The organism is Pseudomonas sp. MF09156 (assembly GCF_059862305.1).
Map to the genome: position 1 here is coordinate 1 of NZ_JCBCUR010000006.1, position 25,812 is coordinate 25,812.

Annotated in this window: 23 protein-coding genes and 2 pseudogenes; 16 read left to right on the plus strand and 9 right to left on the minus strand. The window is 54.6% G+C overall.

Annotated features, from left to right (window positions below; translation table 11 throughout):
• Positions 1–1,664 (plus strand): annotated as a pseudogene (locus tag AC19YY_RS15645) (hypothetical protein); the annotation flags it as partial.
• Positions 1,661–2,257: a gamma-mobile-trio protein GmtX gene (gene gmtX / locus AC19YY_RS15650; RefSeq protein WP_500604472.1), complete on the plus strand. Its 597-nt coding sequence runs from the start codon at positions 1,661–1,663 to the stop codon at positions 2,255–2,257. The pseudogene AC19YY_RS15645 and the gene gmtX, both read left to right, overlap by 4 nt.
• Before the next feature lie 186 nt (positions 2,258–2,443).
• Here the strand turns inward: gmtX and AC19YY_RS15655 are convergent, their stop codons facing one another.
• From AC19YY_RS15655 to AC19YY_RS15670, 4 genes are all read right to left on the minus strand, one after another.
• On the minus strand, positions 2,444–2,728 hold the full coding sequence (locus AC19YY_RS15655; RefSeq protein WP_500604473.1) for an aldehyde dehydrogenase family protein: 285 nt from the start codon (positions 2,726–2,728) through the stop codon (positions 2,444–2,446).
• Positions 2,721–2,894, minus strand: a complete 174-nt coding sequence (locus AC19YY_RS15660) for an aldehyde dehydrogenase family protein (protein ID WP_500604474.1) — start codon at positions 2,892–2,894, stop codon at positions 2,721–2,723. The genes AC19YY_RS15655 and AC19YY_RS15660 overlap by 8 nt, the downstream gene beginning before the upstream one ends.
• Positions 2,845–3,048, minus strand: coding sequence for an aldehyde dehydrogenase family protein (locus tag AC19YY_RS15665; RefSeq protein WP_500604475.1), 204 nt, complete (start codon positions 3,046–3,048; stop codon positions 2,845–2,847). Before AC19YY_RS15665 ends, AC19YY_RS15660 begins: the two co-directional genes overlap by 50 nt.
• 419 nt (positions 3,049–3,467) lie before the next feature.
• Positions 3,468–4,520: a hypothetical protein gene (locus AC19YY_RS15670; RefSeq protein WP_500604476.1), complete on the minus strand. Its 1,053-nt coding sequence runs from the start codon at positions 4,518–4,520 to the stop codon at positions 3,468–3,470.
• An 811-nt stretch (positions 4,521–5,331) separates the two neighbouring features.
• Here AC19YY_RS15670 and AC19YY_RS15675 point away from each other — a divergent pair.
• The 4 genes from AC19YY_RS15675 to AC19YY_RS15690 all read left to right on the plus strand — a co-directional run bounded on the left by AC19YY_RS15675 (position 5,332) and on the right by AC19YY_RS15690 (position 10,192).
• Complete coding sequence (locus AC19YY_RS15675) at positions 5,332–6,192, plus strand: hypothetical protein (RefSeq protein WP_500604477.1); 861 nt, start codon at positions 5,332–5,334, stop codon at positions 6,190–6,192.
• The gene (locus AC19YY_RS15680; RefSeq protein ID WP_500604478.1) at positions 6,192–6,635 is read left to right on the plus strand and encodes a hypothetical protein; all 444 of its coding nucleotides are present in this window, start codon (positions 6,192–6,194) and stop codon (positions 6,633–6,635) included. Before AC19YY_RS15675 ends, AC19YY_RS15680 begins: the two co-directional genes overlap by 1 nt.
• 2 nt (positions 6,636–6,637) lie before the next feature.
• On the plus strand, positions 6,638–8,749 hold the full coding sequence (locus AC19YY_RS15685) for an AAA family ATPase (RefSeq protein WP_500604479.1): 2,112 nt from the start codon (positions 6,638–6,640) through the stop codon (positions 8,747–8,749).
• A gap of 354 nt (positions 8,750–9,103) precedes the next feature.
• Positions 9,104–10,192: a DUF6602 domain-containing protein gene (locus AC19YY_RS15690; RefSeq protein ID WP_500604480.1), complete on the plus strand. Its 1,089-nt coding sequence runs from the start codon at positions 9,104–9,106 to the stop codon at positions 10,190–10,192.
• A gap of 27 nt (positions 10,193–10,219) precedes the next feature.
• Here AC19YY_RS15690 and AC19YY_RS15695 read toward each other — a convergent pair whose 3' ends face one another.
• Entirely contained in the window at positions 10,220–10,750 is a 531-nt protein-coding gene (locus AC19YY_RS15695) for a PAS domain S-box protein (protein ID WP_500604481.1), read from the minus strand.
• A gap of 585 nt (positions 10,751–11,335) precedes the next feature.
• On the opposite strand from AC19YY_RS15695, the gene AC19YY_RS15700 reads away from it, so the two are divergent.
• From AC19YY_RS15700 to AC19YY_RS15715, 4 genes are all read left to right on the plus strand, one after another.
• Entirely contained in the window at positions 11,336–13,324 is a 1,989-nt protein-coding gene (locus tag AC19YY_RS15700; protein WP_500604482.1) for a hypothetical protein, read from the plus strand.
• 33 nt (positions 13,325–13,357) lie between these two features.
• The gene (locus tag AC19YY_RS15705; protein WP_500604483.1) at positions 13,358–14,032 is read left to right on the plus strand and encodes a vWA domain-containing protein; all 675 of its coding nucleotides are present in this window, start codon (positions 13,358–13,360) and stop codon (positions 14,030–14,032) included.
• Between the two features lie 3 nt (positions 14,033–14,035).
• The gene (locus AC19YY_RS15710; RefSeq protein ID WP_500604484.1) at positions 14,036–14,830 is read left to right on the plus strand and encodes a PP2C family serine/threonine-protein phosphatase; all 795 of its coding nucleotides are present in this window, start codon (positions 14,036–14,038) and stop codon (positions 14,828–14,830) included.
• A 64-nt stretch (positions 14,831–14,894) separates the two neighbouring features.
• Complete coding sequence (locus AC19YY_RS15715) at positions 14,895–15,389, plus strand: hypothetical protein (protein ID WP_500604485.1); 495 nt, start codon at positions 14,895–14,897, stop codon at positions 15,387–15,389.
• A 63-nt stretch (positions 15,390–15,452) separates the two neighbouring features.
• Here AC19YY_RS15715 and AC19YY_RS15720 read toward each other — a convergent pair whose 3' ends face one another.
• Positions 15,453–15,662, minus strand: coding sequence for a hypothetical protein (locus tag AC19YY_RS15720; RefSeq protein ID WP_500604486.1), 210 nt, complete (start codon positions 15,660–15,662; stop codon positions 15,453–15,455).
• Between the two features lie 302 nt (positions 15,663–15,964).
• Here AC19YY_RS15720 and AC19YY_RS15725 point away from each other — a divergent pair, with 302 nt between their 5' ends.
• Entirely contained in the window at positions 15,965–20,041 is a 4,077-nt protein-coding gene (locus AC19YY_RS15725; protein WP_500604487.1) for a KAP family P-loop NTPase fold protein, read from the plus strand.
• 125 nt (positions 20,042–20,166) lie between these two features.
• On the opposite strand, the pseudogene AC19YY_RS15730 reads toward AC19YY_RS15725, so the two are convergent.
• Positions 20,167–20,458, minus strand: a pseudogene (locus tag AC19YY_RS15730) (LysR substrate-binding domain-containing protein); the annotation flags it as partial.
• An 83-nt stretch (positions 20,459–20,541) separates the two neighbouring features.
• On the minus strand, positions 20,542–21,927 hold the full coding sequence (locus AC19YY_RS15735; protein WP_500604488.1) for an AbiJ-related protein: 1,386 nt from the start codon (positions 21,925–21,927) through the stop codon (positions 20,542–20,544).
• A gap of 166 nt (positions 21,928–22,093) precedes the next feature.
• Here AC19YY_RS15735 and AC19YY_RS15740 point away from each other — a divergent pair, with 166 nt between their 5' ends.
• The 4 genes from AC19YY_RS15740 to greB all read left to right on the plus strand — a co-directional run bounded on the left by AC19YY_RS15740 (position 22,094) and on the right by greB (position 24,326).
• Positions 22,094–22,285, plus strand: coding sequence for an MbcA/ParS/Xre antitoxin family protein (locus AC19YY_RS15740; protein WP_500604489.1), 192 nt, complete (start codon positions 22,094–22,096; stop codon positions 22,283–22,285).
• A 283-nt stretch (positions 22,286–22,568) separates the two neighbouring features.
• Positions 22,569–23,168, plus strand: a complete 600-nt coding sequence (locus AC19YY_RS15745) for a HEPN domain-containing protein (protein ID WP_500604490.1) — start codon at positions 22,569–22,571, stop codon at positions 23,166–23,168.
• A gap of 325 nt (positions 23,169–23,493) precedes the next feature.
• Complete coding sequence (locus AC19YY_RS15750) at positions 23,494–23,712, plus strand: hypothetical protein (protein ID WP_500604491.1); 219 nt, start codon at positions 23,494–23,496, stop codon at positions 23,710–23,712.
• A 140-nt stretch (positions 23,713–23,852) separates the two neighbouring features.
• Positions 23,853–24,326 carry a transcription elongation factor GreB gene (greB, locus tag AC19YY_RS15755; protein ID WP_500604492.1) on the plus strand — a complete coding sequence of 158 codons (474 nt, stop codon included), beginning with the start codon at positions 23,853–23,855 and terminating at the stop codon, positions 24,324–24,326.
• Between the two features lie 348 nt (positions 24,327–24,674).
• Here greB and AC19YY_RS15760 read toward each other — a convergent pair whose 3' ends face one another.
• Entirely contained in the window at positions 24,675–25,025 is a 351-nt protein-coding gene (locus tag AC19YY_RS15760) for a hypothetical protein (RefSeq protein WP_500604493.1), read from the minus strand.
• Between the two features lie 50 nt (positions 25,026–25,075).
• Here AC19YY_RS15760 and AC19YY_RS15765 point away from each other — a divergent pair, with 50 nt between their 5' ends.
• The gene (locus AC19YY_RS15765; protein WP_500604494.1) at positions 25,076–25,270 is read left to right on the plus strand and encodes a hypothetical protein; all 195 of its coding nucleotides are present in this window, start codon (positions 25,076–25,078) and stop codon (positions 25,268–25,270) included.
• Positions 25,271–25,812: the final 542 nt, after the last annotated feature.

A 25,812-nucleotide genomic window follows, 5' to 3' on the forward strand; every position in this document is an offset into this window, starting at 1 on the left:
TCGCGGCGGGTTTGCTTGCGCTTGCCGGCGTACTCGAAGTCGGAAAAGCTCATCTGGCTCATGGGAGGCTCGGATCAGGTGGTCGGTCGATTTTCGCATATCCGGGACTTGTTCGGAGATTCCTTAGCAACCCCATGCGATGGGAAGACTGCGAAAACACCAATTTGAACTTGGAAGATCGAAAGGCAAAGCAAGAAAACTGCTTTCTATTTCGAGATCTTGATAAAGAAGAATGTATCGGAAGTTTTGGCTTACGCCTAGGCTGGCGGATTGCCATTGCACTTTATAACATTCAGCCGCCTGAGATAGAGCTGGCCACGCTTCAGGGCGACCCGACTAACGTCAGCTCATATTCCTCTCAGTACACAGCCCACACAATGAGGGTCAGCCTCATTACTGCGTACGTGATGGAGTTCAGACTGCCTCTTGAAGATATTGTAAAGATTGCAGGCCACAGCTCAGTAATCATGTCCATCTATTATGTCAAAGCGAATGGAGAAATGCTGCGCATGAAGTTTGAGGAAGGCGAAAAACGGGCATTAGCAGATCGAGCCAAAGCTGTTTGGCAAATGGTTCAGCAAGGCCGAGCCAATGCAGTTAAAGGCCAACTCGTCGCCAACAACGAGGAAGCCATCAAACGTTTCGCAGGAGACATCGTTGCTGGCAGTGCATTATTCCGAGATTACGGCCTCTGCACGTTTGCTGGCAGCCGATGCCACGACGGCTACTTGAATGAGCTTGGTAAGGCCATAGCAGTTCCCGCCGGTTACTTGGGCAGCGAAAACTGCATCCGTTGCCGTCACTTTGTAACGGGGCCCGTTTTCTTAGGCGGCCTTCTTTCCCTGGCTAATGAAATTTCACTTGCTGCCAGAATGCAATTTGACCACCTTAACAGCATGGGCCAGAAAGTCACCGAGATCGACGAGCACCTGCAAGAACTTGGCTATCAGCAGTATGATATGGAGAAAAAAGGGCTGGTATTTGACGAAACGCCCATTCGCGAACTCGAACTCGAAAAGCTCGCCATTAAGGGGCAGATAGAGACTGCCTCCCAGAAAGCGAACATGTATTTGTCGGACATGAACTCTATCAACCGGCTTGCCGGCCAGTGCCAGGCTGTCATGAACGAGCGCATTGAAAACGACGATCACGCTGACTCGACCCAGCTGATTATGCACAGTGATCATGAGACCACGCTTCAAGTAGATGAAACGTCATTCTTTCATCAACTGAACGAAGTTTGCGAAAATGCTGAGATCTATGTTTCTGCAAAGGCAGAACTGGCGGTTACACCCCGCACCCAGCTTCTCGACCGAATGATCCAGTTCAATGAAATGAAGCCGTCGCTTTTCATGCTGGACGCAAAACAGCAATTGACTATCGGCAACCAGCTAACCAAGTTTATGTTATCCCGACTTAACTCGTGGACAAAGCTTGATGCGGTGGTAGAGGGGCGCCTTCTGATGCGTGATCTTCCCGAGGATGAGCGGCTGTCGGAACATTCCATTAAACAGTTGCTGTCTGGCGCGAAAGCTCAAGAGGTGCTGGCTCTCGAACAAAATGAAAAACCATACCCTAAGCAGCCCAGCGGCCTGTCTAAGGAGCTTGGCCGCGCCCCCCATCCACACGCACTGATCGAATACGATGAAGAGGCCTATGTATGATGTCGCCTGAAGAAATCCTTGAAAGCCTCAAGGCCAGTAGTCCGCCTCGGGTGCATAAAACCCTTGACGCTGTTTATCTGGCTTGCCAGGAGCAGAAGGAGCGCAAGAGTACTGACTTCAGTTATGCCACGATCGCTAAATTCGGCAAGGTATACGGCGTTCCGGCCAAACAGAGCCTTCATAATGAAGGAGGTGCCCGGTACCGCGCGCTGATCGACGCCTTTGCCGCCGAGGTACCTGCAAAACCGAAACCAGTGGCTGGCAAGTATGCTTGGATTGACGCGCTCCCGATTGGCGAACAGAAATTATTAACCAATATGCTCCTAGCGGAGTTGAAAGCTTCGGAGTTCAAGCTTCGAGAGATTGTGCCACCCAATAAAATCCTCTCCATCGACACACGCCAGCAACCCTCCGAGCTATTTAAACTTTCGCCCGGCGAACGGCGCGCACTTGAGTACCTTGTTTCAAGTGAGTTCCTCTCTGAACGCTCACTTACACTTGGTGCTCGCGGAGATGCATACGGCCCGAACGGCGAGCAGTTGTTCCGCCCAGGCACATTCGATGCGTTGAAAAAAGCGCTTGAGCACCTTTGAGCAGCGAAGCGGGTCTGCAGCACATTTTGTGGGCTCGTCGCCAGGAACCCTTGCGACGCCAAGAACATCCTCGGCGCCAGGATCTCCGGCGCCATAACCCGGCCATGCTACCCCTGAAGGTGGCGACCTCTTCAGCCCCAACCACAGGCGGGCAGCCACCCAAAGTCCTGGCGCCCAGGGCCTTTTCTACAGTGCGAACCAGGGCTGATTGACCTGAGTTTGCACAGTGATCGTTTTCACGTGGGAGTCCTGATTCAGGGTATCGTGACAATACTCGCGGCCGATCCCGCTCTCCTTCAAGCCCCCGAACGGCGCGCGACTGTTGAGGTTGAAGTACTGGTTGATCCAGACGTTGCCGGCTTCAAGCAGAACTGCGGTCTTCATGGCGTTGGCCAGCTTGGACGTATAGATCCCAGATGCTAGGCCGTACAGCACGTCATTTGGCCTGTTCGACCATGGCGTCCTAATCATTCCAGCCAATCACACACAGCATCGGGCCGAAGATCTCTTCTTGCGTAATGTGCATCCGGTTCGTTGCTTCGAACACGGTAGGCACAATGAAGTAGCCGCAACCATGTCCCGCAATGTCACGGCGCTGTCTGCCGATGAGCAGTTTCGCACCCTCCTCTCGCCCCACGCCGATGTAGCTGAGGACTCGTCTCCCCCTGCTTCTGATTGATCAAGCAAATGAGGCGCGTGGACTCGGACATCGGATCGCCCAATGTGATACGGGAAACGGCTTGCTTCAGCTTGTCGATGAAGGGGGCATAGATGCCGTCGTGGATGAACATCCCTGCAGTTCTGCGTCAGTCTGTCGATGCTCTGGGTGGGCTTGGCAGTGTGAGTTTGGTCGGCGCGTCGCACCTGGGCGCCCTGGTCTCGTTCGATGTTAACGACTGCTCATCAACGGGAAAAGCACCCGAGGCATCTGCGAGAGAGACAGCGTACCGTAGAAGTTCATCCCAGACCTGGTACGCCTGCTCATGCAAGGACGCTTCCCGTTCGACCGGATGGTGAAATTCTATCCTTTCGACAAGATCAACGAAGCAGGGGCCGGCAGCGAAAAAGGCACCACCCTCAAGCCCATTCTGATCATTGATCCGACCTTTCCAATGAGCCACGGACGTCCTACATCAACAGCACTCTCCGAGTGCACCAACAGCCTGTGGGTGCACTCGGAATGGATCGCGAGACGGCATCCTTTGGGGCTTCAATCCTCAATCCAGATCTGGCCGTCCTTGAAGGTGACGAGATAGACGTTTGTCGAGATATCCAAGAACTCGTAAATCGCCCGCACTTTGCTGACGAAGGCCGTGTCTGCGCTTAGTAGTACGTGCGAATGGGAGGCGACTGACGCATGCGCGGCGTCGCTGATCGCTGCAATGTGACGGTGTTCTTTATTGAGGCTGCTGTCTGGCTTGTAACCGATCACGTTGAGCACGTTGTAGACACTGGTCACCTTCTCATGCTGGTGCATCTCTCGCCCATAGATGGGGTGCAGTGAGATCCCGACAAAATCCTCGATGACATAGCCCATGCCCCTGTAGCCATTCAGCTCCTGGTGCATCTCCCATAATTTTCGGATGACATTGGGCGGCTGAACATTGTTGAGCTGTACAGGCCCGACACCCACCGCGCTGCGATAGGCCTGAATGCCTGACTGGCCCGAGGCATCGTCTATGTATTTTTCCAGCTCCCCACTCGACACCTCAGTCGCAATTTCGAACTGGCGTTGGAGCATGTCCATGTATTGCTTCATCGCAGTGGCGATTTCCGGCTGCTCCTCACCCACCAGCTCCAATTGCTCGGACGCATGCGACATGAAGACATTGAACGCCTCCACTTGCTCGCGAGAAATGGCTGAAAAACTGCTGTCCTTACGTCCGCCATAGAGTTTCAGATTGGTCTGATGAGCAGCGGCCAGCATCACATCGTAGATCGGCTCAATAACCAGGTAGGTTGCATAGGTCTGAAACGGCGAATGACTGGTGATCATCATGCCCCCAGTGGGCTGGAGGGTATGATCGGTTTGGAACTTGAAGTGCATCGCACTCATGGATTCCAAGGCAGCGAGGAACACTTCAGGCTGCCCACTGCGCTTGATCTCCCTGAGGGTCTCATCAGAATAAACCACCTGATAATCGTTCATCAGCCGAGAAAAAAACGCCGGATCCTTTTCCTTCACCACGAGGTCGAGGACATTCTGGTCTAAGTAGACAGTGGGTTTACCGACATAATCCGGGGGCGGCTCTTGTTCAACCATGTGTGGGCATCCCTGCGAGTACCATTAACTGCGTAGGCCTTAACCTTAGCAAAGTGGCGCCCCCCGTCGAACAGCTTTCTCTTCACCCAGGCCAAGGTCATCCGAGCGCCTGCCCGCTCCCAATCACAGGCTAGGCCAGGACGACCAATCAGCGCCTCTCTGATCCCAATCAACCTAGTTTCGCCCTCCCTCACCCCACGGCAGATCCGCCGTCAGGATCCATCCTAAGTGCTTACAGCCATGCTCCACCAGGGTAACCCTGGGAATGCCTCGACTACCCCTCCAGCCCCCTTTACCGACGCTTACCTCTCGATGCACATCACGTTGTGCCACCTGATTTTCTGGGAGCGCCAGGTCGGCATCGATAGCTTGGAGGTTGTTAGCACAGCAGAAGGTGGTAGAGGGTTGCAATTGCTCGCCCGTAGCTGCAAAGAGGCCCGGCTATTCGAGAGAACTGACACTCCCATTTGCGCCCTGAGACCCACTGCATTCGCAGCACCTTTCAGGACAAATGGTGGTTGTCGTGTGCGTGACTCTCGCCGCGCTTTACCTTTCCTGGCGACCTTTGGTTAGACAGTGACGACCTGAGCAACCACTTACACTGTATTTATATCCAGCTTGTTTTGATCACCCTTCCACGCGATAACTAGACCAGATAGCGGCATTTTGCTAGCGTCGCCCGATACGGTCTTTTGACTCCAACACGGCTGACGCAGTTTGGCGGGAATGGATTAACCTGATGCAGCGGGGCAGGTAAGCTTTGATTAATACATCAGTGGGCGCATTTAACGGAACCAGTTGGGAATTGTTGATGCAGCTCGTCTTAAAAGCAAAGTACGGCGCTGAAGGGTATCAGCATGTACCTGCTACGCCGGGTGACTTTGGTATTGAAGGTTTTACCCGAAGTACAGGCCTCGCGTTCCAATGCTATTGCCCCGACTTCCACTATGAGCGTAAAGAGCTCTATGAGAAACAGCGGGACAAGATGACCCAGGATCTCAAGAAGCTAAAAGATAACGAGAAGAGCCTGTGCACTATTCTTGGTGGCACGCGGATCAAAAGCTGGTACCTGATAACCCCTGACGTTATCCATAACAAGATACTGTCGCACGCTGTAGAAAAACAGACCGAAGTCCGAGAGTGGAAACTACCCCACCTTCATGAGGATTTCACTGTTTACGTGCATGATGCCGGTTATTACATGCAAGAGATCAATCAGCAAAAGAAATTCGATGGCTTGCCCATTTCTTTGGGCCAAGACCTCCATGAAATACCTAAGGTCAACGAAGGCAACACCGAGTATGACGACAACTTGGAGCGCAAGACCAACCTGCGTATGGCTGAGAAGGGCGCATTGGCGGCTGAGGGTTTGTTGAGGGTCACGAAGAAGTCGTTCCTCGATCACGACAGCTACTTCCAGAACCTGTACGACTCTCACCCTCAAACGTATTTCCAGTTGGCCAGGGCCTTACATGGCTTTGAGAATAACATTGAAGAGTGGAAATTCACGATCACTGGCGACCCTGATCAGCTGGTTGAGAAGGTCAAAACCAAGTTGCAGGAGCGCTTGGTCGGCGATGAGCTTTTGAGCATCGATGCAACCACTGCCGACGAGATCATCCGAAGGACAATGGCTCGCTGGCTGGCCGTCTGCCAGGTGGACTTCTACTAATGGCCACGCTCAAATTCACCCCACGGCCCAGCCCAGTACTGACGGAGTTGAGGCCAATTTACAAGATCTGCCAAGCCCTTTTGATCATGCATCTCACCGCGCGTGGCGACAAATGTAGCTTGGTAAAACTGCATCTCATGAACTGGGCGATAAAAACGCCACCCCGTGTCGAGACGATGAAGCTTGCAGCCGACCTCGGACAGATCACGCTACCGGTCTGGGGATTCGACCCTGCCCTTTCCATGGCGCTCAACCTCGCTTACAGCGATCGGCTGATCGAACCCACTACCACGGGCTTTGAGCTGTCTTCCAAAGGTAAACAGCTTGTGAAAACGATCATGGACGATAAGAGCGTCATGGTTGAGGAAAAAACAGCGCTACTCAAAATCGGCAAGAAAATTACGGAAGATATGGTCAAGACCGTGTCCAAGGAATGGGAATAACCGTGTTCATCAAATCGATCAAGATTTCAATTGATACCAACGAAGGACCATTTGGCTTTCTGACTTATTTCAAACGCAACCTGAACATCATTCGCGGGCGTAACTCAGCCGGTAAAAGTACCATTGTACATAGCATTCTCTACGCACTGGGCATGGAGCAACTGCTCGGCGCACAGAACGACAAAGCCCTGACCTACGTCTTGAAAGACTATGTCGAGTACGGCGGACGAAAGTGCTTCATCACCCGCTCTCTCGTCATGATGGAGCTTGAGTCGAACGGTAAAACCATTACCGTGACTCGCAAAATCAGGGAAGAAAAGGTCGATCCGCGACTTGTCGAGATCCAAGAGTGCGCGGTGCTAACCAAAGGCGAACAGGCCGAACCGCTCTACCGTTACCTGCACGACGGAGGCAGCGCACAGATCGAGGAAGGCTACTACACCTACTTGGAAAACTTCCTTGGCCTTGACCTGCCTCAAGTACCGCACAAGAGTGGCACACAGACAAAGCTCTACCTGCAGTATGTCTTTGCTGCGCTGGCCATTGAGCAGAAACGGGGATGGACGGATTACATTGCCAACCTGCCCTATTTCGGCGTCCGTGACGCCCGCATCAAAATTGTGGACTACCTGGTCGGCACCAACGTATTCGAACTGGATGCGAAACGCGCGAGGCTTGACCATGAGTCCGTCCAGCTCAACACTGCGTGGCTCGACATAACCAAGGCGCTTTTAAATGATGCGCTGAAGAACTCGATTCAAGTGCTGAGTCTACCCACGGCGCCCACGTCAGTATTCCACGCCAGTGAAGTGAGCTACCTCAAGCGTACGGCTCAAGGCCCAATGAGCCTGGACGAGTACAAAAACAGCCAATTCCAAGCTCTGATGAGACTTCAGCAAGAAGAGCTGAAATGGAAAGATACCACTCCCGAAGCCACGCTCACGCAGATTGAGGGCGAGACCGAAAGGCTGCTGAGATTGACCGCTGCGTATGAGGCGAGTTTAGGCGAACTCACCCTGCACCGGGCTTCACGCAACGCCAACACGATTCACCTGAAGCAGGCACAAGACGAACTCATTAAAAACAAAGCTGCGCAAAAGCTGATCAACTTCGGCGCATCGTTGGATCTGAGCATTGCCAAGGATGTCTGCCCGGCGTGCCACCAGGATGTAGGTCACTCCCTGACTGACCTCCATGAGCACACGCCCCATATGGACATCAAGACCAACATTGACTACCTGCAGGCACAGATCCGAATGCTAGAGCGCGACAGTGCCTCCATCGCCCTGTCCATGAAAGAAACCACCGTCACCAGTGAGGATCTGACACGCCGCATCTCCGAATCCAAATCCAGGCTGCGCGCGCTGAGATCCGACATTACGACGACCTCCACAGTCTCGAAGGCCAATCTACGTCAGCAGTTACAAATGGAGATGGACATCGAGGAGGCCTCGATGTTTTCTCAGCGTAACCGAGAGCGCCTGGAAAAGCTGGAAGCCCTCGCCATTGAGGTCGATCTGAACCAGAAAGCCCGTGCCGACTTGCCCAAAGAACATTACTCCGAGACAGACCAGACGAAGTACGATCTGTTTGCCAAACTGTTCAGATCCAACGTAGGCGCATTCGACTACCACAGCGCACCTGTCAGAGACATCATATTCAACACAGATAATCTCTTGCCGGAACTGGCCAAGATAGAACTCAGAGAGATTTATCAAAAAGACTTCAGTGAGATCAAACAAGCCTCCGAGGAGCGCTCGTCGCGAGACAGTAGCAACATCGCCCAAGAATCGAGCGCAAGCGACTTTGTCCGTCTGATATGGAGTTACATCTTCACTTTGTACGAAACCTCCTCGCACCCAACGGTGAAAGGTAACCACCCAGGTTTTCTTCTCCTCGATGAACCAGGGCAGCACTCTATGGCGACTAAGAGCCAGCAAGCCCTGTTCATGAAGCTCGCGGCAGCCAAAGACCTTCAGAGCATCGTTGCGGCGTCCTTCGACGACAGCGAATCGACCTACCGCGAGTCCACCCACAACGTAGATTTCAAACTCATCAAGCTGGGCGATAAGGCAATCACTCCAGGCGGCGACACCGATCCTGTTGGCGAATGATGCCAGTCACGTGCTCGCCGATCGATCTGCTTCTTCGACGGCGAGCCTGACCGCGATATCTACCTGTTCCTACCACGCTGGGAACCTTCGCCAAGGCTTCGAGCGCAACACTCAGCACGTCGCTTCAGGGTCAGCAGAGCGCTGGCCCCGGAGCGCTGTGCCTATTTTTTGATCGGATATAGCCCACTACGCTAAACCCTCTTCATGACGAAAGAGGGTCGCACCATGGGACATTCAGTGGCGGGCCATCCTAGTGGCATGGCGGGCTGAAGAATTGATCTAAACGCTAGTGCAAATTATCATCAGGTAAATGCAGCTTCCACAGCGATTCAGCGCCACCTCAAGGCATAGAACATGAGCGAACAAGCGGAACCCTCAAAGCTGGAACAGGGAGACAATGACTCGTGGTCGCCTCCTGTTAATGACATAGATAAACTTGAGCAGTACATGGAAGCGGAATTCATGACATCCGCAGCATATGAAAAGATAAAGAATATTTCGCTGGAGTTACGAAAATGCAGTGACAACCTGATGAGCCACTACGAGTGGCTTCAGACTGTTGTTAAGCGCAACACGGGGGTCGCCGGTGGGGATTGCGAAGACCAATTCGCTAGGTTCTTGGGGCGTTTTTTACCGTCAGGATTCGGAGTCACCACCAGGGGCATTATATTTCTAGAAAGCGGAGAGCTTTCACCTGAAATAGATCTTATCCTCACCAAGGATTTACCGGAAGACCTTTTCAAAAACTACATACCTCATGAGTACGTGGTGGCTGCCTTTGAAGTCAAGTCCACACTCGAAAACAGGTATATGGAAAAAATAGCTACGACCGCAGCGCTCCTGCGACCAGTTCCTCGCGAGGGAAAACCTAGAGAGGTATTGTTTGGGAGGATCATCTACGGTGTTTTGGCGTTATCCAGCAACTTCAAAGGGTCAAGAAAACCCACGAGACTCAAAACGCTGGATGACAATGATCAGGAGCTACATGCCTTTAGAAAATCTCTGGAGCAATGGAGACCCGCTCACCCTAGCCAGACGATTGATTTAGTCTTGGTGGCCGATGCGTTTTCTCTGGCCGCAACGAAAACCATCAACTACTCCGAGAAGTACCCTAATGATATGCCAGATGTGAATGTTAGTTACTCATACAACATATCAAGCGGCAGCGACAGAAAGTCAGCCAGCAACCTGGCCAGACTAGTATCAGCCCCCCCTAGAGACCAGATACTTGGTGCATTTATATACAAATTATCTTTGATGCTATTCCACGAGAACATCTTCACATGGCGTCATCCACAGGCATTTTTCGAGTTCAGATCGAATATGGCTGTCGGATGCTATGAGTGGGATATAGAGTCGTTAGGTGAGGATTTTAAAAGCGAGTGGATTAACCATCCAGGAGGGTGCGACTATGATTGGACTTCAACGCACCCAGTCGAATGATTAAATAGACCCCATCGAATCTGGAGATTACGTACTAGCTTTGGGCGCGCTAGCGCATACACCAGCGAAGACTGCAGCACCCCAATCAGCGCTCAGCGCACCCACACCAATCGAGGAAATGATCAGTCCGCACAGCATTGCCCCAGGCAGGTAAGATCGCAGGGCCGGAATCCAGTCTCTGAATTTTCCCCGCCCAACAGGTGCGCTAACCTCAAATCGGTCATAGAAACGCTCAGCACGCTGTTGTAATGCCGCATCCAAAGGATGATAGAGCGCACCAAACGCGAATACTTGCCCTGCCTTCACCAAGGGCATGAAATAGGATTCACGCCAAAAAATCTGACCCTCTTTACTTCTTCCACGAAAGGGAAGGCAAAACGGCTTTCCTTGCCGGAGCCGCTGGTACCCGTGCTCCATTAAAGCCGACGGCATCGAACCATCAAATATCATTTGATGACTTTTGCCCATTAGCTGATGCCGTGAGTATCCACACATAGCGAAATACTCATCGTTAAAATCAATGAGCTCTCCTTGAAGATTAATTCTGGAAAATGGCAAAACATCCCTCGCCCTAATCCTCGGGTAGATTTCGCAGAGCGCTTGCCCGTTCAGCAACCAGGCACTTCAAGTACCGCAACCCAGAAACAGGTCAATCCATCAACAGTTCGCGCTCACCGCACGAGGATCTAAATTCTTAAACTTAGAATTCCAAGTCAAAAACCATCAAAGCCTCTTCTCCACGCTCGGCCATCGTGCTTTCTCGCCTCTAGCGGTCTGTTTGGTGAGCGCTTAATGCGTGTGAAATTAGATAGAGCCACCAGTCGTACGTCTATCCAGTTAATTCGAGAAACCCATCCGGTAATTATGCTAAATCGCAGCCAATAATCTTCTACGGCTTCGGCCCTATTCAGAGGGACGAGGAGTGTGCTGACAGTTGATGAGTTGTGATCCATCAAGAACGCTTCATCGCTGCTTCAGTCAAAATTTCCCTTTCCACAGGACTGAAAACGTGATGCGCGTCACAAAAAAAATGATCTCTAGATGGCCAAGAGCCATTTCGGCATGGGGTGGCCAACCGAGGAATGGCTTTCGTTGTAAGCTCGGGCGACCCAATCAAATGGAATTGCGCGACGCCCCGAGCCCATGAAGGAACCACAAATTCGCAAAGTGTTGATCGACGCGGGAGTGCTTCTCGCCTACCCAGACATCATTACGAAAATTCGCCTCAAGAATAATCTGCCCGTGCTCCTCGCTCAGGTGATGACGACGCTCATTGAGCACAGAGGTAAGCCTACCGTTCAAGGAAAGAACGCCGAGCGCGTCCTATCGCAGATTGAGGGTGGTCATGCGAAAGGTATCGCTTCCTTCCCCACTGGCGAGCCCATCCGCTCAGGTGATCTGCTGGCCAAATTTCGATTCGATGAAGATTCTGCATTCATCTTGAAGCGCCAGGTGTTTGCCGCGCAGGGCATGAACGCCCAGCTGATTGAAGTGGCCCGGGACTACGGGATGGCCGTGGTGACCTGCGATGATCACTTCAAGGGCCAGGCGGAGGCTGCCGGCGTGGCCTGCCACAAATGGCCGCCTCAAACTCAAGCATCAACGCCCCCTCAAGCTCAAGCGCCACGGCCAGGCCCTTTCCCGCTCAAGCCATTTGCCGAGCACCGCACGCCCATGAGCACTGCCGACGTGCACGTCGACGTCAAAATGCTCCCGGGCTCAAACGATGCCGTTGTTACACCAAGTGGAAAACGGGTGGTGCTGGGCAAAAAGATCAGTGAAGGCGGTGAAGGGGTCATTTACGAAACCGATACCCCCTCCCTGGTGTGCAAGATTTACCACATGGGGAAGATGACCCGGCTCAAACGTCAGAAGATAGAGTTGATGGTGTCGCGCAAGATCAACCGCGAGGGCATCTGCTGGCCCACTGACCTTCTGTTCAACCAACACGCCGAATTCGTCGGCTACCTCATGCCGAAGGCTCAAGGTAAAACGATGCAGGTCTCGATGTTCGTGAAACCTGTCCTCGAAAAGTCGTACCCGGCCTGGGGACGTATTGACCTGCTCAATCTCTGCCTCGTCTTCCTTGAGCACCTACGTTTCCTGCACAGCCTGAACATCCTGGTTGGGGACATCAACCCGATGAACCTTATGGTCACCCAGGACAGCAGCAAGCTCTGGCTGGTTGACACAGACAGCTTCCAGATCGAGGGCTTTCCCTGTCCGGTGGGCACCGTGAATTTCACTGCGCCTGAGATCCAGGGTGTTGCCTACGAAAGCTTCCTGCGCACCCGAAGCCATGAGCTTTTCGCAGTGGCAACCATGCTGTTCATGATTCTGTTGCCTGGCAAACCGCCGTACTCGCAGCAAGGCGGCGGGTCACCCTCGGATAACATCAAGGCGATGAAGTTTCCCTATCGCGACTTCAGCGACAAGGACAATCACGCCGGAGAGAACGCTCCCAGGGGCTCCTGGGAGATCATTTGGAATCACCTGAAAAAAGACGTCCGCGAAGCGTTTCACCGCACCTTCCGCCAGAATGACAGGGTCTCCATTGAGCAGTGGATCGACCTGCTATCCCGCTACCGCTTCTCTGTAAAAAAGGGATATCTGGCTAACGAAATCTTCCCGACCTCGTTCTTCATGATCAGGGATCCGGTGGAGGTCGCGTGCGGGAAATGCTCGGAGAAGATCACCACCTCGAAGAAGAATGTTGAGATTCAGGCGAGCAAGGGCCGCAAGGTGTGGTGCCAAGACTGTCACAAGCAGTACCGACTGAAACGCATGGCTGAGGAAAGCTATAAAGAAGGCTTACAAGCGGAACAGCAAAATCAAGGAAGACCCGCCCCACCTGCGCAAATCACTCGGCCGGCAGGCGCTCCACGCCCGATGGCCGCACCGGCCCCAGCGAGGGCCGCGCAGGCAGTCCAGACAGCGCCAGTACGCCCGTCACCGCCAAAGCCTGCGAACCAGCAGCCGCAACCCAGCAGAGCAGCCGCGACGCAGCCGCATGCAGCACAACCTACCCGCCCGCAGCCAATACATGCACAGCGATCGGTATCGCAACGCCCCAGACAACAGTCCAAGGTTGCTGAATTGCTCAGCAAACTCTGGCGCGCAATCTTCGACTGATTTTTCGATGACCATGCAACTGAGAGATCGACCATGAAGGAAGAATACATCCTCAGCCAGGAAGACCTGGTAGATAACCCAACCGCAAGGGTACCCATCTGCCTCGTGCTGGACGTCAGCGGCTCCATGAGCGGCGAGCCCATTCGAGAACTTCAGGCTGGAGTACAAATGTTCTACGAAGCAATCCGAGATGATGAGATTGCTCAGTACGCCGCTGAAATCAGCATCGTTACCTTCGGCAGTCAGGCGCAAAGGACGGTCGACTTCATGTCAATCGAACGCCAGGACGTGCCTGCATTGATAGCAGAGGGAACCACCGCCATGGGCCAGGGTGTAAACCTTGCACTGGATCTGCTGGAGGTGCGCAAAGGCGACTATCAGCGAGCGGGCGTCGACTACTACCAACCCTGGATGGTGATCATGACCGACGGTGAGCCCACCGACGACATCAGCCGTGCAAGTGAACGCGTCCGACAGCTGTGCGAGACCCGAAAACTTTCGGTGTTCCCGATTGCGATCGGCGCCGCCGCCAATATGGACACCCTCGCCCTGCTCTCGCCTGGCCGCCCTCCCCTGCGCCTGAAGGGACTGAACTTCAAAGAATTCTTCCTGTGGCTCAGCCGGAGCGTATCGCGCGTGTCGCAGTCGACTCCGGGTGAAACGGTGCCGTTGGATCTAGCCGGTATCGAAGCTTGGGGTCAGGCGTAACTCATGAGTGAAGCGGATCGCAGCTACTCCTACCGCACGTCGTGTGGGCAAATCGCCGGACGGTCGCACCTGCAAAGCAATGCCCCCTGTCAGGACTACGTTGCGGCCCGCGCTCAACGAGACGTTGCCTGTGTCGCTCTCGCAGATGGTGCCGGCTCCAGATCGCACTCGGAGCATGGCGCTCGGGTTGTCGTAAAAGCGACCACGCGCTTGCTGATGGATCAATTCGAGGAGATCTGGTCGCTTGCCGGAACGAATCCCAGCCAGGCCACCGCTGATCTGCTGGATCACTGCCTGACAGCCTTGCAACGCCAGGCATCTGAGCGGAACTGCACTGTTTCGGCCTTAGCTAGCACGTTGCTCTTTGTCGCGCACTCCAAAGGCCGTTTCCTGGCAGGCCACGTGGGCGACGGCTGCATCATACACCTGCAGGACGACGGCCAAATCGTGGTGCTATCGCATCCCGACAATGGGGAATACGCGAACACCACGTTCTTCGTCACAGACGCGACAGCGCATGATCGCTTTCGGTTGTACCGAGGTCATTGTGCACAAGGTTCTGGATTTGTGATCATGAGTGACGGAACGGCAGAGAGCTTGTATCGCAGACTGGACAAAACACCCGCCTCTGTGGCGTTACGGCGGATGTTCGCCTGGAGTAATAGCTCAACGCCTAGCGAAATGCGGGACGCGCTGAGCCGTAACTTGAGGGAGATCTTCGCCGTGAAATCAGCCGACGATTGCTCCATCGGCGTTCTGACACTCAGCTGCGCCAGTGAGAGCCAACAAGCAGGCTAGGAACGCGAAGTTGGCCAGGCCTGCTCAGCGTCTCAGCCCCAAGGTTAATCGCCAGGGAGACATGATGAAGCAGTTGCACGACCGAGCATCAGACCCCATGAGGCAGGACGTGATCGCGTTGCGGCCTGACAACTTGGCTGAGCTCGAAGTCATTGAGCGACTGGCAGAAACAATTGGCCTCGCAGCGTTCGCCGTCCAGGTGCAGCGCTTGGCTGAGCTGCATAAAATTGACCCAACGGCGCCGATTCAGTCGATCACGCGCTGCAGCCACCCCACTCAGATCGGGATGACCGATGGGCCCTTTGAGGTGTTGAGCAATCTGTGCGAGCAGCTGATAGCGCGTGAACCCTCACTGCTGGAACGGCTGAGCTATCGGTCTCGTGACATCCAACGCACAGCACTACCCTTGCTGCTCTGGCTCGACCTGGTCAGGTACGCTCGCGAATGCTTTGACCCAGCGGCACTGGACGCAGAGTTTTTGGTAGCAAAGCTGAAGGAGGGCCTGTCGAGCGAAGAGGCCTTTTATGCCCTGATCGCTTCCAAGCGACGCAAGTCATAGTCCTTCCCTGAAGCAAGCGCTGGCAATGGTTGCGCGACGTGTTGGCACACGCCTTTGATGGCGTCAATGGCGGGTGAGAGGCTGGTAGCCCAACGCTGCGAGTTGATACTCGCCGATCGTGGCAAAAAAATGTTCTGCCTCAAGACGCAAGCGCTCGACCTCCGCCTCAGGAAGCCCCGCTTCCTGCGCTTGGTGGTAGCGTTTCATTGCATCGATGGCCTGGGTCATCAAGGGATCACCTGGCATGATCATGGCTTCGAGTGTGCGTTTCATACTCCCTCACTGCCCCCGCTGTAGGCTCTGATCATAGCGCATGGACTGCTTTTGCGCTTTCAGGGGTAGGCGTAAGCACCCGAGACCAAACCGGCAGGGCCAGCGAAAAATACGCCAAAAACCTCCCGCGCTCATCAATAAAACCTCTCTTGCCCAGCAACCTTGTCCGCTTCACGCCGTGTGAAAAATCGTGTGACGGCATCGTCTTGGGACTTCGCGTTCGATGACTGGCGTCCTGCTGGCGACCCCAGTAAGCTTCGTCTCACGTTGGCCACATGCCATTATGATTTAGGGATGATCGAATGCTAGATTCTCGTCGCTCAATGCCCGCTGTGCTGGATCGTCACATTGAGACTGAAGACCAGGATGCTTTCGGGCATCGGCACTATGCCCAGGCACTCCGATGCCTGATCGAAGACCAAGGCCATCGGCCTCCTTTCAGCATCGGCCTACTCGGCGGCTGGGGTACCGGCAAAAGCTCGATCAAAGAACTCTACACGCGGGGCTTAGCTGACGACACCTCGACATCTGGAGGGCGTCACCCCCGAAGCCAGCGCTTCAAAAGCATCACATTCAACGCATGGCGCTTCGGTGGGAAAGAACAGGACATCAAGCGCGCGCTGCTGCGTCATGTGTTCCTTGAGCTCGGTGGTGACGAAGGAAAACTTCATGACGAGCTCTACCGAAATGTGACGCACACGGAGTCGGTCACCAAGCCCATTGGTGAATTGACCAAGCAGCATCTGATCAGCTGGGCCGCTCCGGCACCGGCCTTCTTGATCGCTTTCCTCGTTTATCTTCTGATCGTTGCTGCAGGTCTGAGCTTGCTGCCGCTTCAAAACAGTTTCGTCCAGTCACTCTTCCTTGCAGCTGTCACCGGCATCTATTACTACCTCATCAAGGTCATGAAACCGTCGGCAGTGAGCCCGTTCAACACCATCACCCGGGTGCACCTCCCCAGCGTGAGCGCAGAGCAGTACGAGGAGCTGTTGCTCCAGCAGTTACGCAAGTTCAAGCCTGCAAGATCCAACGCCGTCCCCTACGAGCGCCTCGTCATTTTCGTGGACGACCTTGATCGCCTCTCCGCAGAGGAGATGGTCTTGGGCCTGGACGCGGTTCGCACATTCATGGAGATTCCGACCGACAAGCTTCCTGAGAACCTGGGGCTGGTGTTCGTCATTTCCTGCGATGAAGGCAAGGTCGCCGACGCCCTCTCCCGCCGGCGCGGCAACCCCGAGCAACCTGGCTCCATCTTTAACCCGACAGATGCCAGACGCTACCTCGACCGCATTTTCCAGTTCCGACTGGAAATCCCACCACCGCCACGAAACGACATGCGCCAATTTGCGCTGTCGAAGCTGAAGGATTTTCCGGAGCTCGTGAAAGAGGTCGCGGACAAAGGCGCAACGGTTGAACAGGTGGTAGATCGGATGATCCACACCAATGTCAGCGATCCGCGCAATGCACTCCAGATCGTTAACGCGTTCACGCAGACCTGGTGGCTCGCTAAGGCGCGCGAGCTTGACGCCATCGGCAGTGAGCGCCCCGGCGGACTTCATGAAGGCGCCGTGACCAAGCATCCGATCGCCCTCGGCGCACTGAGCGCTGCAAGGGTCAGCTTTCCAGGTTTCTACCGAGACCTGCAGGACGATCCTCAACTGCTCCATCGCCTGACCAACCTGATGGTCAGACAGACGCTGCTCAAGGACGAACCGCTGGAGTCCCAGCACATCCTCAAGCGGTACGTGGCAGAGGATGACAAGGGGAAAACCATCTTGGTCGAGGGTTGCCGCGACCTGCGCCAATTCTTGGCAAGCCTGGTCGGCATCAATTGGCCGGATTCACTGCAGAGCCTGCTGCTTCTGTCGGAAGACTTTGCCACTCGCCAGTACGGTGGACACGCGTCACGAATCTACAGTTACCTGGTTTCCGGTGATACTCAAGGCTTCCTCGAAGCCCTCTCCCCTCGCGCCAATGAGTTCCTGAGTGACAAGGAGATGGAGCTGCTTCACGGCATGCTGAGCGAACTTCATCGCACCGAGGAGGCTCTGAAGTTCAACGCCATGCGCGTGGTCGCGGACGTGATTGATCGGCTGCCTCCGCGCACCCGCAGCATGGTACTGGGCATCCTGTGCAACGATATCGTCACCTCCCGAGAACTCAGGTCGCTGCTGGGCGTGGAGAAGATCGGCCGAATCACTGCCGTCGCCAACGCCACCGACCAGCAACTCATCGCCTCAGTCCTCATTGATGAACTGCTCACCATCGGCAAACAGAGCACAATGCGGCTGCAAAGCGGACAGACTCCCAACATGGAAGAAGCCATTGCCATGGCCAAGGGAGCGGCAGAAATCGCGTTGTCCGTGCTGGATGTTCACGGCCTGCCTGCTCATCCAAAAGCGATGTTCATGGCATGGCTGTGCGAGCGCAATATCCTGGCTGACGCAGGCTCTTACAAGCTCCGTTTCATTGAGCTACAGCAGTGGGTAGACCGCTTCGAGACCGCTCTTTTGCCTGAAATAGGGGCAAGCTACATCGAGCAACTCACGAATGCGCTTCACCAGTTTGAAGCTAAGGCGAATGAGGACATCGAGCCCCTCGAATCGCTGGACTTGCAGCTCACCGCAATACGCATAAACACCGTGTGGGAGCGCTTGGCCGCCGAGGGAGAGGAAAGCCGTACGCAGCTATGGCAGCAAGTGACCAAGCTTTCAACCATCACCGCTTCGGAGTTGATCGACAGCGTGATCAACGCGCTGGAGCGGTATGTTCCCCACGCAAACGATGAGACACTGCTGGACTGTCTGGCCAGATTCAGCCTCCGAGTAGCCGGCTTCAACGCAGAGCCGCTTGACTACAAGCGCGCGTTCCGCCTGCTGGTAGACTTGGGCGCTCCAAGGCTCGCACAGTTCAATGACGACCATTATGAGCGTTATGCCGGCCTCGCTATTTCGCTGAGCAGTATCGAAGGCTGCGAAGAAGATGCATGCGAAGTGTTCCGCACGTTCGTTGCTCACAATGAAGATGCGCTCAGCCAAGTCGCAGACAACTGGATCGGCGAGCTTTTGCACATACCAAGCGCGTGCCGTATCGAGTTGTTCTCCGCCTACGCGAGCCTGGGTGAAGCCGATCAAGAGTCTCTGGTCACTTACCTCAAGGATCTGACAAGTAATACAGAACTCGACAGCGACGATGAGGCTCTGTACTCCGAGGCTGCGACACATATTCCCGCTGCGAACTGGGAAGAAGGTTACCTGCAGCCGCATCTCGACGCGCTGCTGCCAACGTTGCATACCAAGGTCAACAACTGGCCCAGCTACTTACCTCACATTCTGCCCGGTCTCACGAAGGTGTTTACGCATGCGACCCCTGGCGTGCTCGGCCCCGCCCTGCAGAAGCTGGTAAGCACCGCCAAATCGTACGAAGACGCCCTCGATCCACTGCATGGTTATTTCATTGGCCTATGGCCAACCGTGGAGCAACTCTCTACCGGATACGCACCTCAAACGCTGCTTGCTGAGGCTCAGCAGACCGCCGTCTCATCCCCCGGGTTCGTGGGAAGAAACACACTGGCATCCCTGAACAGCATGCTGTCTGACGGAGTCATTCCTCAGGCGCTGTCTTCAAACCTGGTTGAGACAGCCTGTGTGGTCTGGCAGCAAAGACCTCTTGAAGCTGCAGATTTCCTGAGCACTGGCGTGGATATGTCCATTACCCAGATCGCGGGACTGTCTGACGCCATTGATTACAACAAGCCTGAGGAAGTGGTACTGCTGGAGCGCGTTTGGAAGACAATCACTCCAAACCTGTCCATTGTGGATGATCTGGAAGCTACGAAAGCCGTTCTGGTCAAGGGCAAGCGTGGCTCCTCTACCGACCCTGATCTGTGCCTGGCGTTGTGGTGCCGCGCACTGGGTATGGAAGCACACAGCAACCTGAAAAAACTGATACTCGCCGAAGAAACCAGCGACGGACAGCGCACGCGACTGCTGCATCAAATCATTCGAAACGAAGGACAGCACAGCGAAAAAGAGTCAAAGGAGATACCCGCTTTGGCCCTACAGCTGCTGAAGATGGAGGAAAGCCCGCTCACATGGGCAGCCGTCAATGCCCTGCGCGCTGACGTGAACAAGCGCCTCATCACTCACGAAGACCGGTTGGCTTACGCGAGGTTGCTGCTCAGTGAGCTGGCGAATGGGGGGTCTGACACCGCCAAAGGGCACATAGTGAGCTGGGCAAAAGCCCTGGGAACTGAAGCCGTGCTCAGAGACGTCAGACCAGAGGTGCTGAGCGAGGCTGATGTCACGATCATCAACAACATTTTCGGAAACAGTCGCGCAATGACCGGCCTGTGGAAGCGTTGGAAAAACCGCCAGTAGATTTCCAGACCTCAGCCCCTGCCCGACCGTACGCGGAAAGGGGCACTCAGATATTCATAACGCATAGGCCACGGAAATTATGGCCGTGGCCCCTCACATGAGGGGCTCGCAAGCCGCTCACTCAGTTAGCTAATCAGGGCGCGCACCTTCGGCGCCACGTGCTTGCGACTTGGATAAACCGCATAGATCCGAGCTCGACGGAGCTGAATCCAGGGAGTACTTCGACTAAGTCACCTCTCGTCAGATCGTCCGCCACCATGAAGCCAGGTTGCAGTGAGATCCCCCGCCGACCAACGTGATCATTCGAAAGGTATCGCCGTTGTTGAAGCGAAACGCTGACCGTGTGCGAACGCTCTCTTGCCCTTCAGGGCCCTCAAAGAACCATTCATTGCCGGTGGCAAAATGGGTGGTTGCAACGCGTGCTGCCGCGCGCTGAGTGGTCTGCGAATCACTGCCGACAACGCCGTGAAGCCCATCAACTGACGGTCACACAGTGCCGCTCAAGCTTCCTTGGTAGGTAGAAGAGCGTACCGTTTGAAAAGCGCCCGGTAGAAGGCGATCAACTGCTCTTCAGCATCCGGCTGGGAAAGTTCGTGACCTCCAAATCGATACACCTCATACCCGGCAAGTCTCAAAGCCCTGTCTGCCGACATCATTGCTGAATAGCGGCGGGGGCTCGCTCGCCCATCATCTGTCGCGTAGTGATGATCACCATCGACCTCGATGACTACTCGGACTCCTCCAGGTAGCAACAGCAGAAAGTCCATGCGTGAACGGAGCAGCGCGTCCTTGCCTCGTTGAGAGACCGTCTGCGGATCCCAGAAGAACCAGACCTCCGGCAGGAGGACTGGGAGCTCGGGAATTCGAGCTTTATCAAAGGCCTTGTAGAAGCTTGTGAAGGCCAAGATCTGAGGCGGCGATGACTTGGGTAAACAGTTGCCCAATCGTTGATACAACGCCTTCTTGCCCTCGCCTGCTGCCAACCCCTGAGTGTCCTCGAACCAGGACTGCAGGTCACGCCAAAGCAGCCCCGCCGGCCCTATCGCGCGGTCGTACATCAAGACTTTGTCAGCATTGCTGACCACTTCAACGTCGTTGTCCAAGGCGCTGCTGAATCGCAGGTCGGGCTTGGCCTTGGATGCAAAGATAAGGTTCTTGGGCGAAGCCTTTGCATGACCGCCAAGATACGTGAGCTGCCCCTCCAAATAGGCATCAGCCCCGATCGTAGCGATGAAGTGGACGCCGTATGGCTTCAACACTTCATCCACTGCATCCATGAACGCCCGCTGAGCGGCCTCGTCGGGTCGCACCGAGGAAGAAGCCAGTGCTTCGATGAATCGCACGAAACGGGCATCCGTGGATTTGAAGGCGCCCATCTTTTCAAAGAGTGTCGTGGCGTTCCAATCATCGTTGGCAATGCAGTGACGCTCAATATGGTCACGCAGGCTGGGGGCCAGCGAAAAATCCGCCAGCAAGCTTCGTTCATCGATACGCCAGAAGCTGGCGAGGGTGGAGAGAAACCCTTCCGCGTGGAGAAACAGCTCCAGTTGATCCAGTCGCCGGCATAAATCGCGCCGGTACCGCGCGGGGATGGCCGGACGAGAGCCATCGTCCCAGTAGAGTTCCTGAAGTTCATCGCGATGCACGACTGGTAAATCAAGCTGTGCCAACGCCGCTCCGGCAGCGAAGACCAACTGCCCGTCTGAAGCTTCATACACCGCGCCACGAAAGTGATCGCGCTTCGAAGGTGCACCCAAGAAGTCGTTCAGCCCTAACGACGCGAGAACGCCTGGAATTTGAGTACCGGTGTAGTGACTCTTCTGCTCGCCCAGGATCTCGCCTAGACGCTCACGTAACGCAATCAGGTTTGACGGGGTTCGGGGCATTCGAGAACCTTTGTGCAGAGGACGACAGTGAACTTGAACGTGCGTGGTGCTACGGTCTCGCCGCGATCGGCAAAGCCTACCCTTTGTGATGCCTTGAACGTAGCTGTATTCGCACTGAACAGCAGCTACGCTTGGCACACACCATTTAGGCCCGGAGGAAATCACGATGGCGTATTCAGAGCTCCTGCGCGACCAATCTGAGCGAGTCTTTGGGAACAAAGTCAAATCAGCGGTGTGGCTCAGTCAGCCACGTTCTGCGTTCGATGGGCTAAGCGCGCTGGAGTATGCCCGAGACGAGCCTACGTATCTTCGCGTAAAGGAAACACTGGACAGCATCGAGCATGGGTTTGCAGCCTGATTCCGTTTCAGCAAGGCCTCTGTCCGAAGATCACTCCGACTAAGCGCTCGGACGGTAACCGCTATCCAACATCCTGAGCGATGGCAAACCCTCATCATGGGAGGTGCAGCTGAATGTTCTACAGCCCGCCCCGCACTCCCAAAACCTCTGCTTTCCAGAATGATCCTTTCACCGAGGTAATGCGTGTTCGTAGGGGGGCGATTCTAAATCGCATGTTCCAAAACACCTGACACTGAGTTTTCATAGGTCAATCAAGTTTTTCAAATCGAGCACAGGAAGCCCCATGGACACCATCGACAACGAACCGTTAGACCTCTCGATGTTTATGAGGCGCGAGTCCTTGACGGAGATGAAAAATCATCCGAACCATTGGTTCAATCGGTCTTCAGACTTACACGCAAGCGCCGGCGCGGTATGGCACTCCATGGGCGCTCAATCAAAGGAAATTGCTCAAAAACTCGGACTTTCATCTGGTTTTGACATGGGTATAGCCTGTTACCACGTCTACCACATGCTCTGCGGCCTAGCCCTTGAAGTCATGATGAAAGCCGTGCTGATGCATCGCCAGGTCGAAGAGAGCGAATTCAAGACCCATTCCTTCGAGAAGCTCCATAGGCTCCTGGATATCTCATTGACAGAGGAAGAGCTATGCCTGCTCAAGTTCTATGAAGGTGCTCTGGTCTGGGCGGGGCGTTACCCCACCCCCGTAAAGGCAAACGATGCCAAGCTCATGGAATTTTACAGTTTGGCCAACAGCGTGCTCACCAAGGATGGGCCACCCTTAGAAGACACTAGCTTGCGATTCACTGTCGATAGCGGTGCAACAGACTGGCCGCAGTATCATGAGCTCTGGGCCAAATACGCCAGGATGTTTCACGAGTAGGATCACAATCGACCGCATGATGGGGAAGGCCCGATCCCCCTACCGGCATAAATCATCCTGCAGATCGCCTCTGAGCTTCTGAGTTGAGTACGGACTCAGCGCAAGCGGCTCAGGATGCGATCCAGCATGTGTTCTGACCTGACGCTGGAGTGACCGGCCAGAGGGTGCTCTGCGTGATTCCGTTTTAGTTAGGGCTCTGTCCGGTGGTCAAATTTTCAGCTCGTGTCAGCGTTTGAAGCGCTCCTACGGATCAAGCCTCGCGGACGTTTGAGAAGAAGCGCTCGGCAGTGCATCATCCACTGCAATACTCAATAGGAGGGTAGCGATGATCGTATGTGAAGGACAACTCAGTGGCGACTTTGAAGGCTTTGACGACACCGACACCATTTTCGAGTTCTACAACGGTCAAAAATGGCAGCAGGCGGTGTACTCCTACTCCTACTTCTACTCCTACATGCCGCAGGCCAGGGTCGTCCAGGAGGGCGGTGTTTATCGACTGCATGTGCAAGGCATGATGGGCAGCGTTGAAGTGAAACGAGCCTGAAATGCGGGTAGCGGGTACCAAGCCTTGCCCCCATTGAACGCTTGACCGAGTAGACTCCCTCAAAGTCCATTCAGGCTCTGGCCAGCGCTCTCCCACAGCCTGAAAGCTGCCAAAGAATTTCCGAGGTAAGGAGCTGTTGATTGGCTACAAACATCATCACCCGAGCAGGGCATGAGAAGCTCAAAGGCGAGCTCGATCACCTGTGGCGTGTGTACAGACCTGAAATTACTCAGAAGGTCGCCTGGGCAGCATCCCTCGGGGACAGAAGCGAGAACGCAGACTACCAGTACAACAAAAAGCTTCTACGCGAGATTGATCGCCGCGTCAGGTATCTGCGTAAGCGACTGGAGGATGTGAAGGTCGTGGACTACTCGCCGGAGCAGGAAGGAAGAATTTTCTTTGGCGCTTGGGTAGAGATAGAGAACGAAGACGGAGAACGGAAGAAATTCCGGATCGTGGGCTACGACGAAATCTACGAACGCAACGACTACATTTCCATCGATTCCCCAATGGCGCGCGCCCTGCTCAAGAAAGAGGAAGGCGATGAATGCGTGGTGAAAATCCCGGACGGCGAAGCCACCTGGTATGTGAGCCAGATCTCGTACGAGCCATGAGGATGGCTCGATGGTTCAGCGCCGGCTGTGACCATGCCCTAGCCTGCTTTGACGCATTTACTCATCGCTGCAAGCATGCACCTGCTGCTCACGTGTCGCGGGCACCGTCACCCTCCCCTGGAGGCACTGAGCCTTGGCTGATCTCATTCGCCACGGCGGGGCCTAGTGCTGAACACTTAAGTGCGAGTTGTTCAAACATCCAGTCGCCCTCTGAGTTGAACTCGCGCATCATCGACTCGAACTCTTCGTCACTCAGTGATAGTGGCACGTTAACGCTCTCCATGGGGTCTCACCGAACTCTCCCGAATCGAGTCACTGGCTCCACGCCATTTTCGACCGAATCGTTTCTCACACACCAAGATCCGCCGCGAAGAACGCGTCCCTCAAGTCAGGAATGCACAGATGGTCGTGAAAGATCTTGCGCAGCAAGTAGTCCACCAAGTAAGCCCGAAGACGGGAGCGCAGTTCGATGTAGGATCCCGAGGACTCAATGGTGTGGCTGGGCCAACAAAGCATCAGGGCATGCCTCAACGCCATGAGTGCATGGCCACCGGCAATGCTCTCGTACAACCGCGTTGAATCATCAAAACCTGCGACGCGCTTGTACCGTCCCAAAGCCTGACTCAAGACCTGGGCCAGGGACTCCCGGTACACGTCCGACGCCCGATGCCATACCTGTTTCTCAACATCACTGTTCAACGATAACCTCACTGTCGACCGTGCACTGCCCTTGACCCAGGCGCAGCACGATGACCTCCACCATCCATGACACGAGCATCAGCATGCACATCGAATTCGATTTGAATCAGAACGAGCTTGAGGCCCTTCTACGCCACTGCCAAACCTACAAGCCCACCAGTGGTGACGTTCGAGAAGATCGACGTGTACAAGACGCGCTTGAGGCTCTGGAGGAGGCCCTGCTGTCAGCCAACGCCTCGCGTTGAGCTTTGTTGCCCGCTAGGTGCGCTGATGCGTCGCTACCCTAGCAGCAGGCCGCGCACTCTCAAAAACGCAGGCCGACTTCACCCAACGCTGACACATGTTGTCCGAAATGGGTATGTCTTCAGACGCAGCTGTCCCTTCAAAAAAAAGCTGGAAAAGATGGTGCTTTGTAGTCAAAAGCAAAAGCAGCGGCCTAACGGCCGATGTACCGATCTCCCCTACCAGCCCTGCCTCGCCTATCGGCAAGGCATACCTGGCTGAAAAACCTCGAAAATCAAAACCGTAAAGCGAGTCCGCGACACCGCGCTCTACCTATGCATCGGGGGTGCAAGCATTACGTAGCTTTTTCTTTGCTCTCAAATATAAGAACTCCGTTTCGTTTAAAAATTTTCAAGAGGGGGAGTGAAAAATGAAGAAAAGTAAAATCCACTTAATTAATCAATAGAATTAGTGATAATCACTGGTTTTTTGCACCTCTACCCGTTCAAGGGTGGCTGGATCAGGTCATCCCAAATCGGCATCCATTACCTGCACCAGTGCGCAT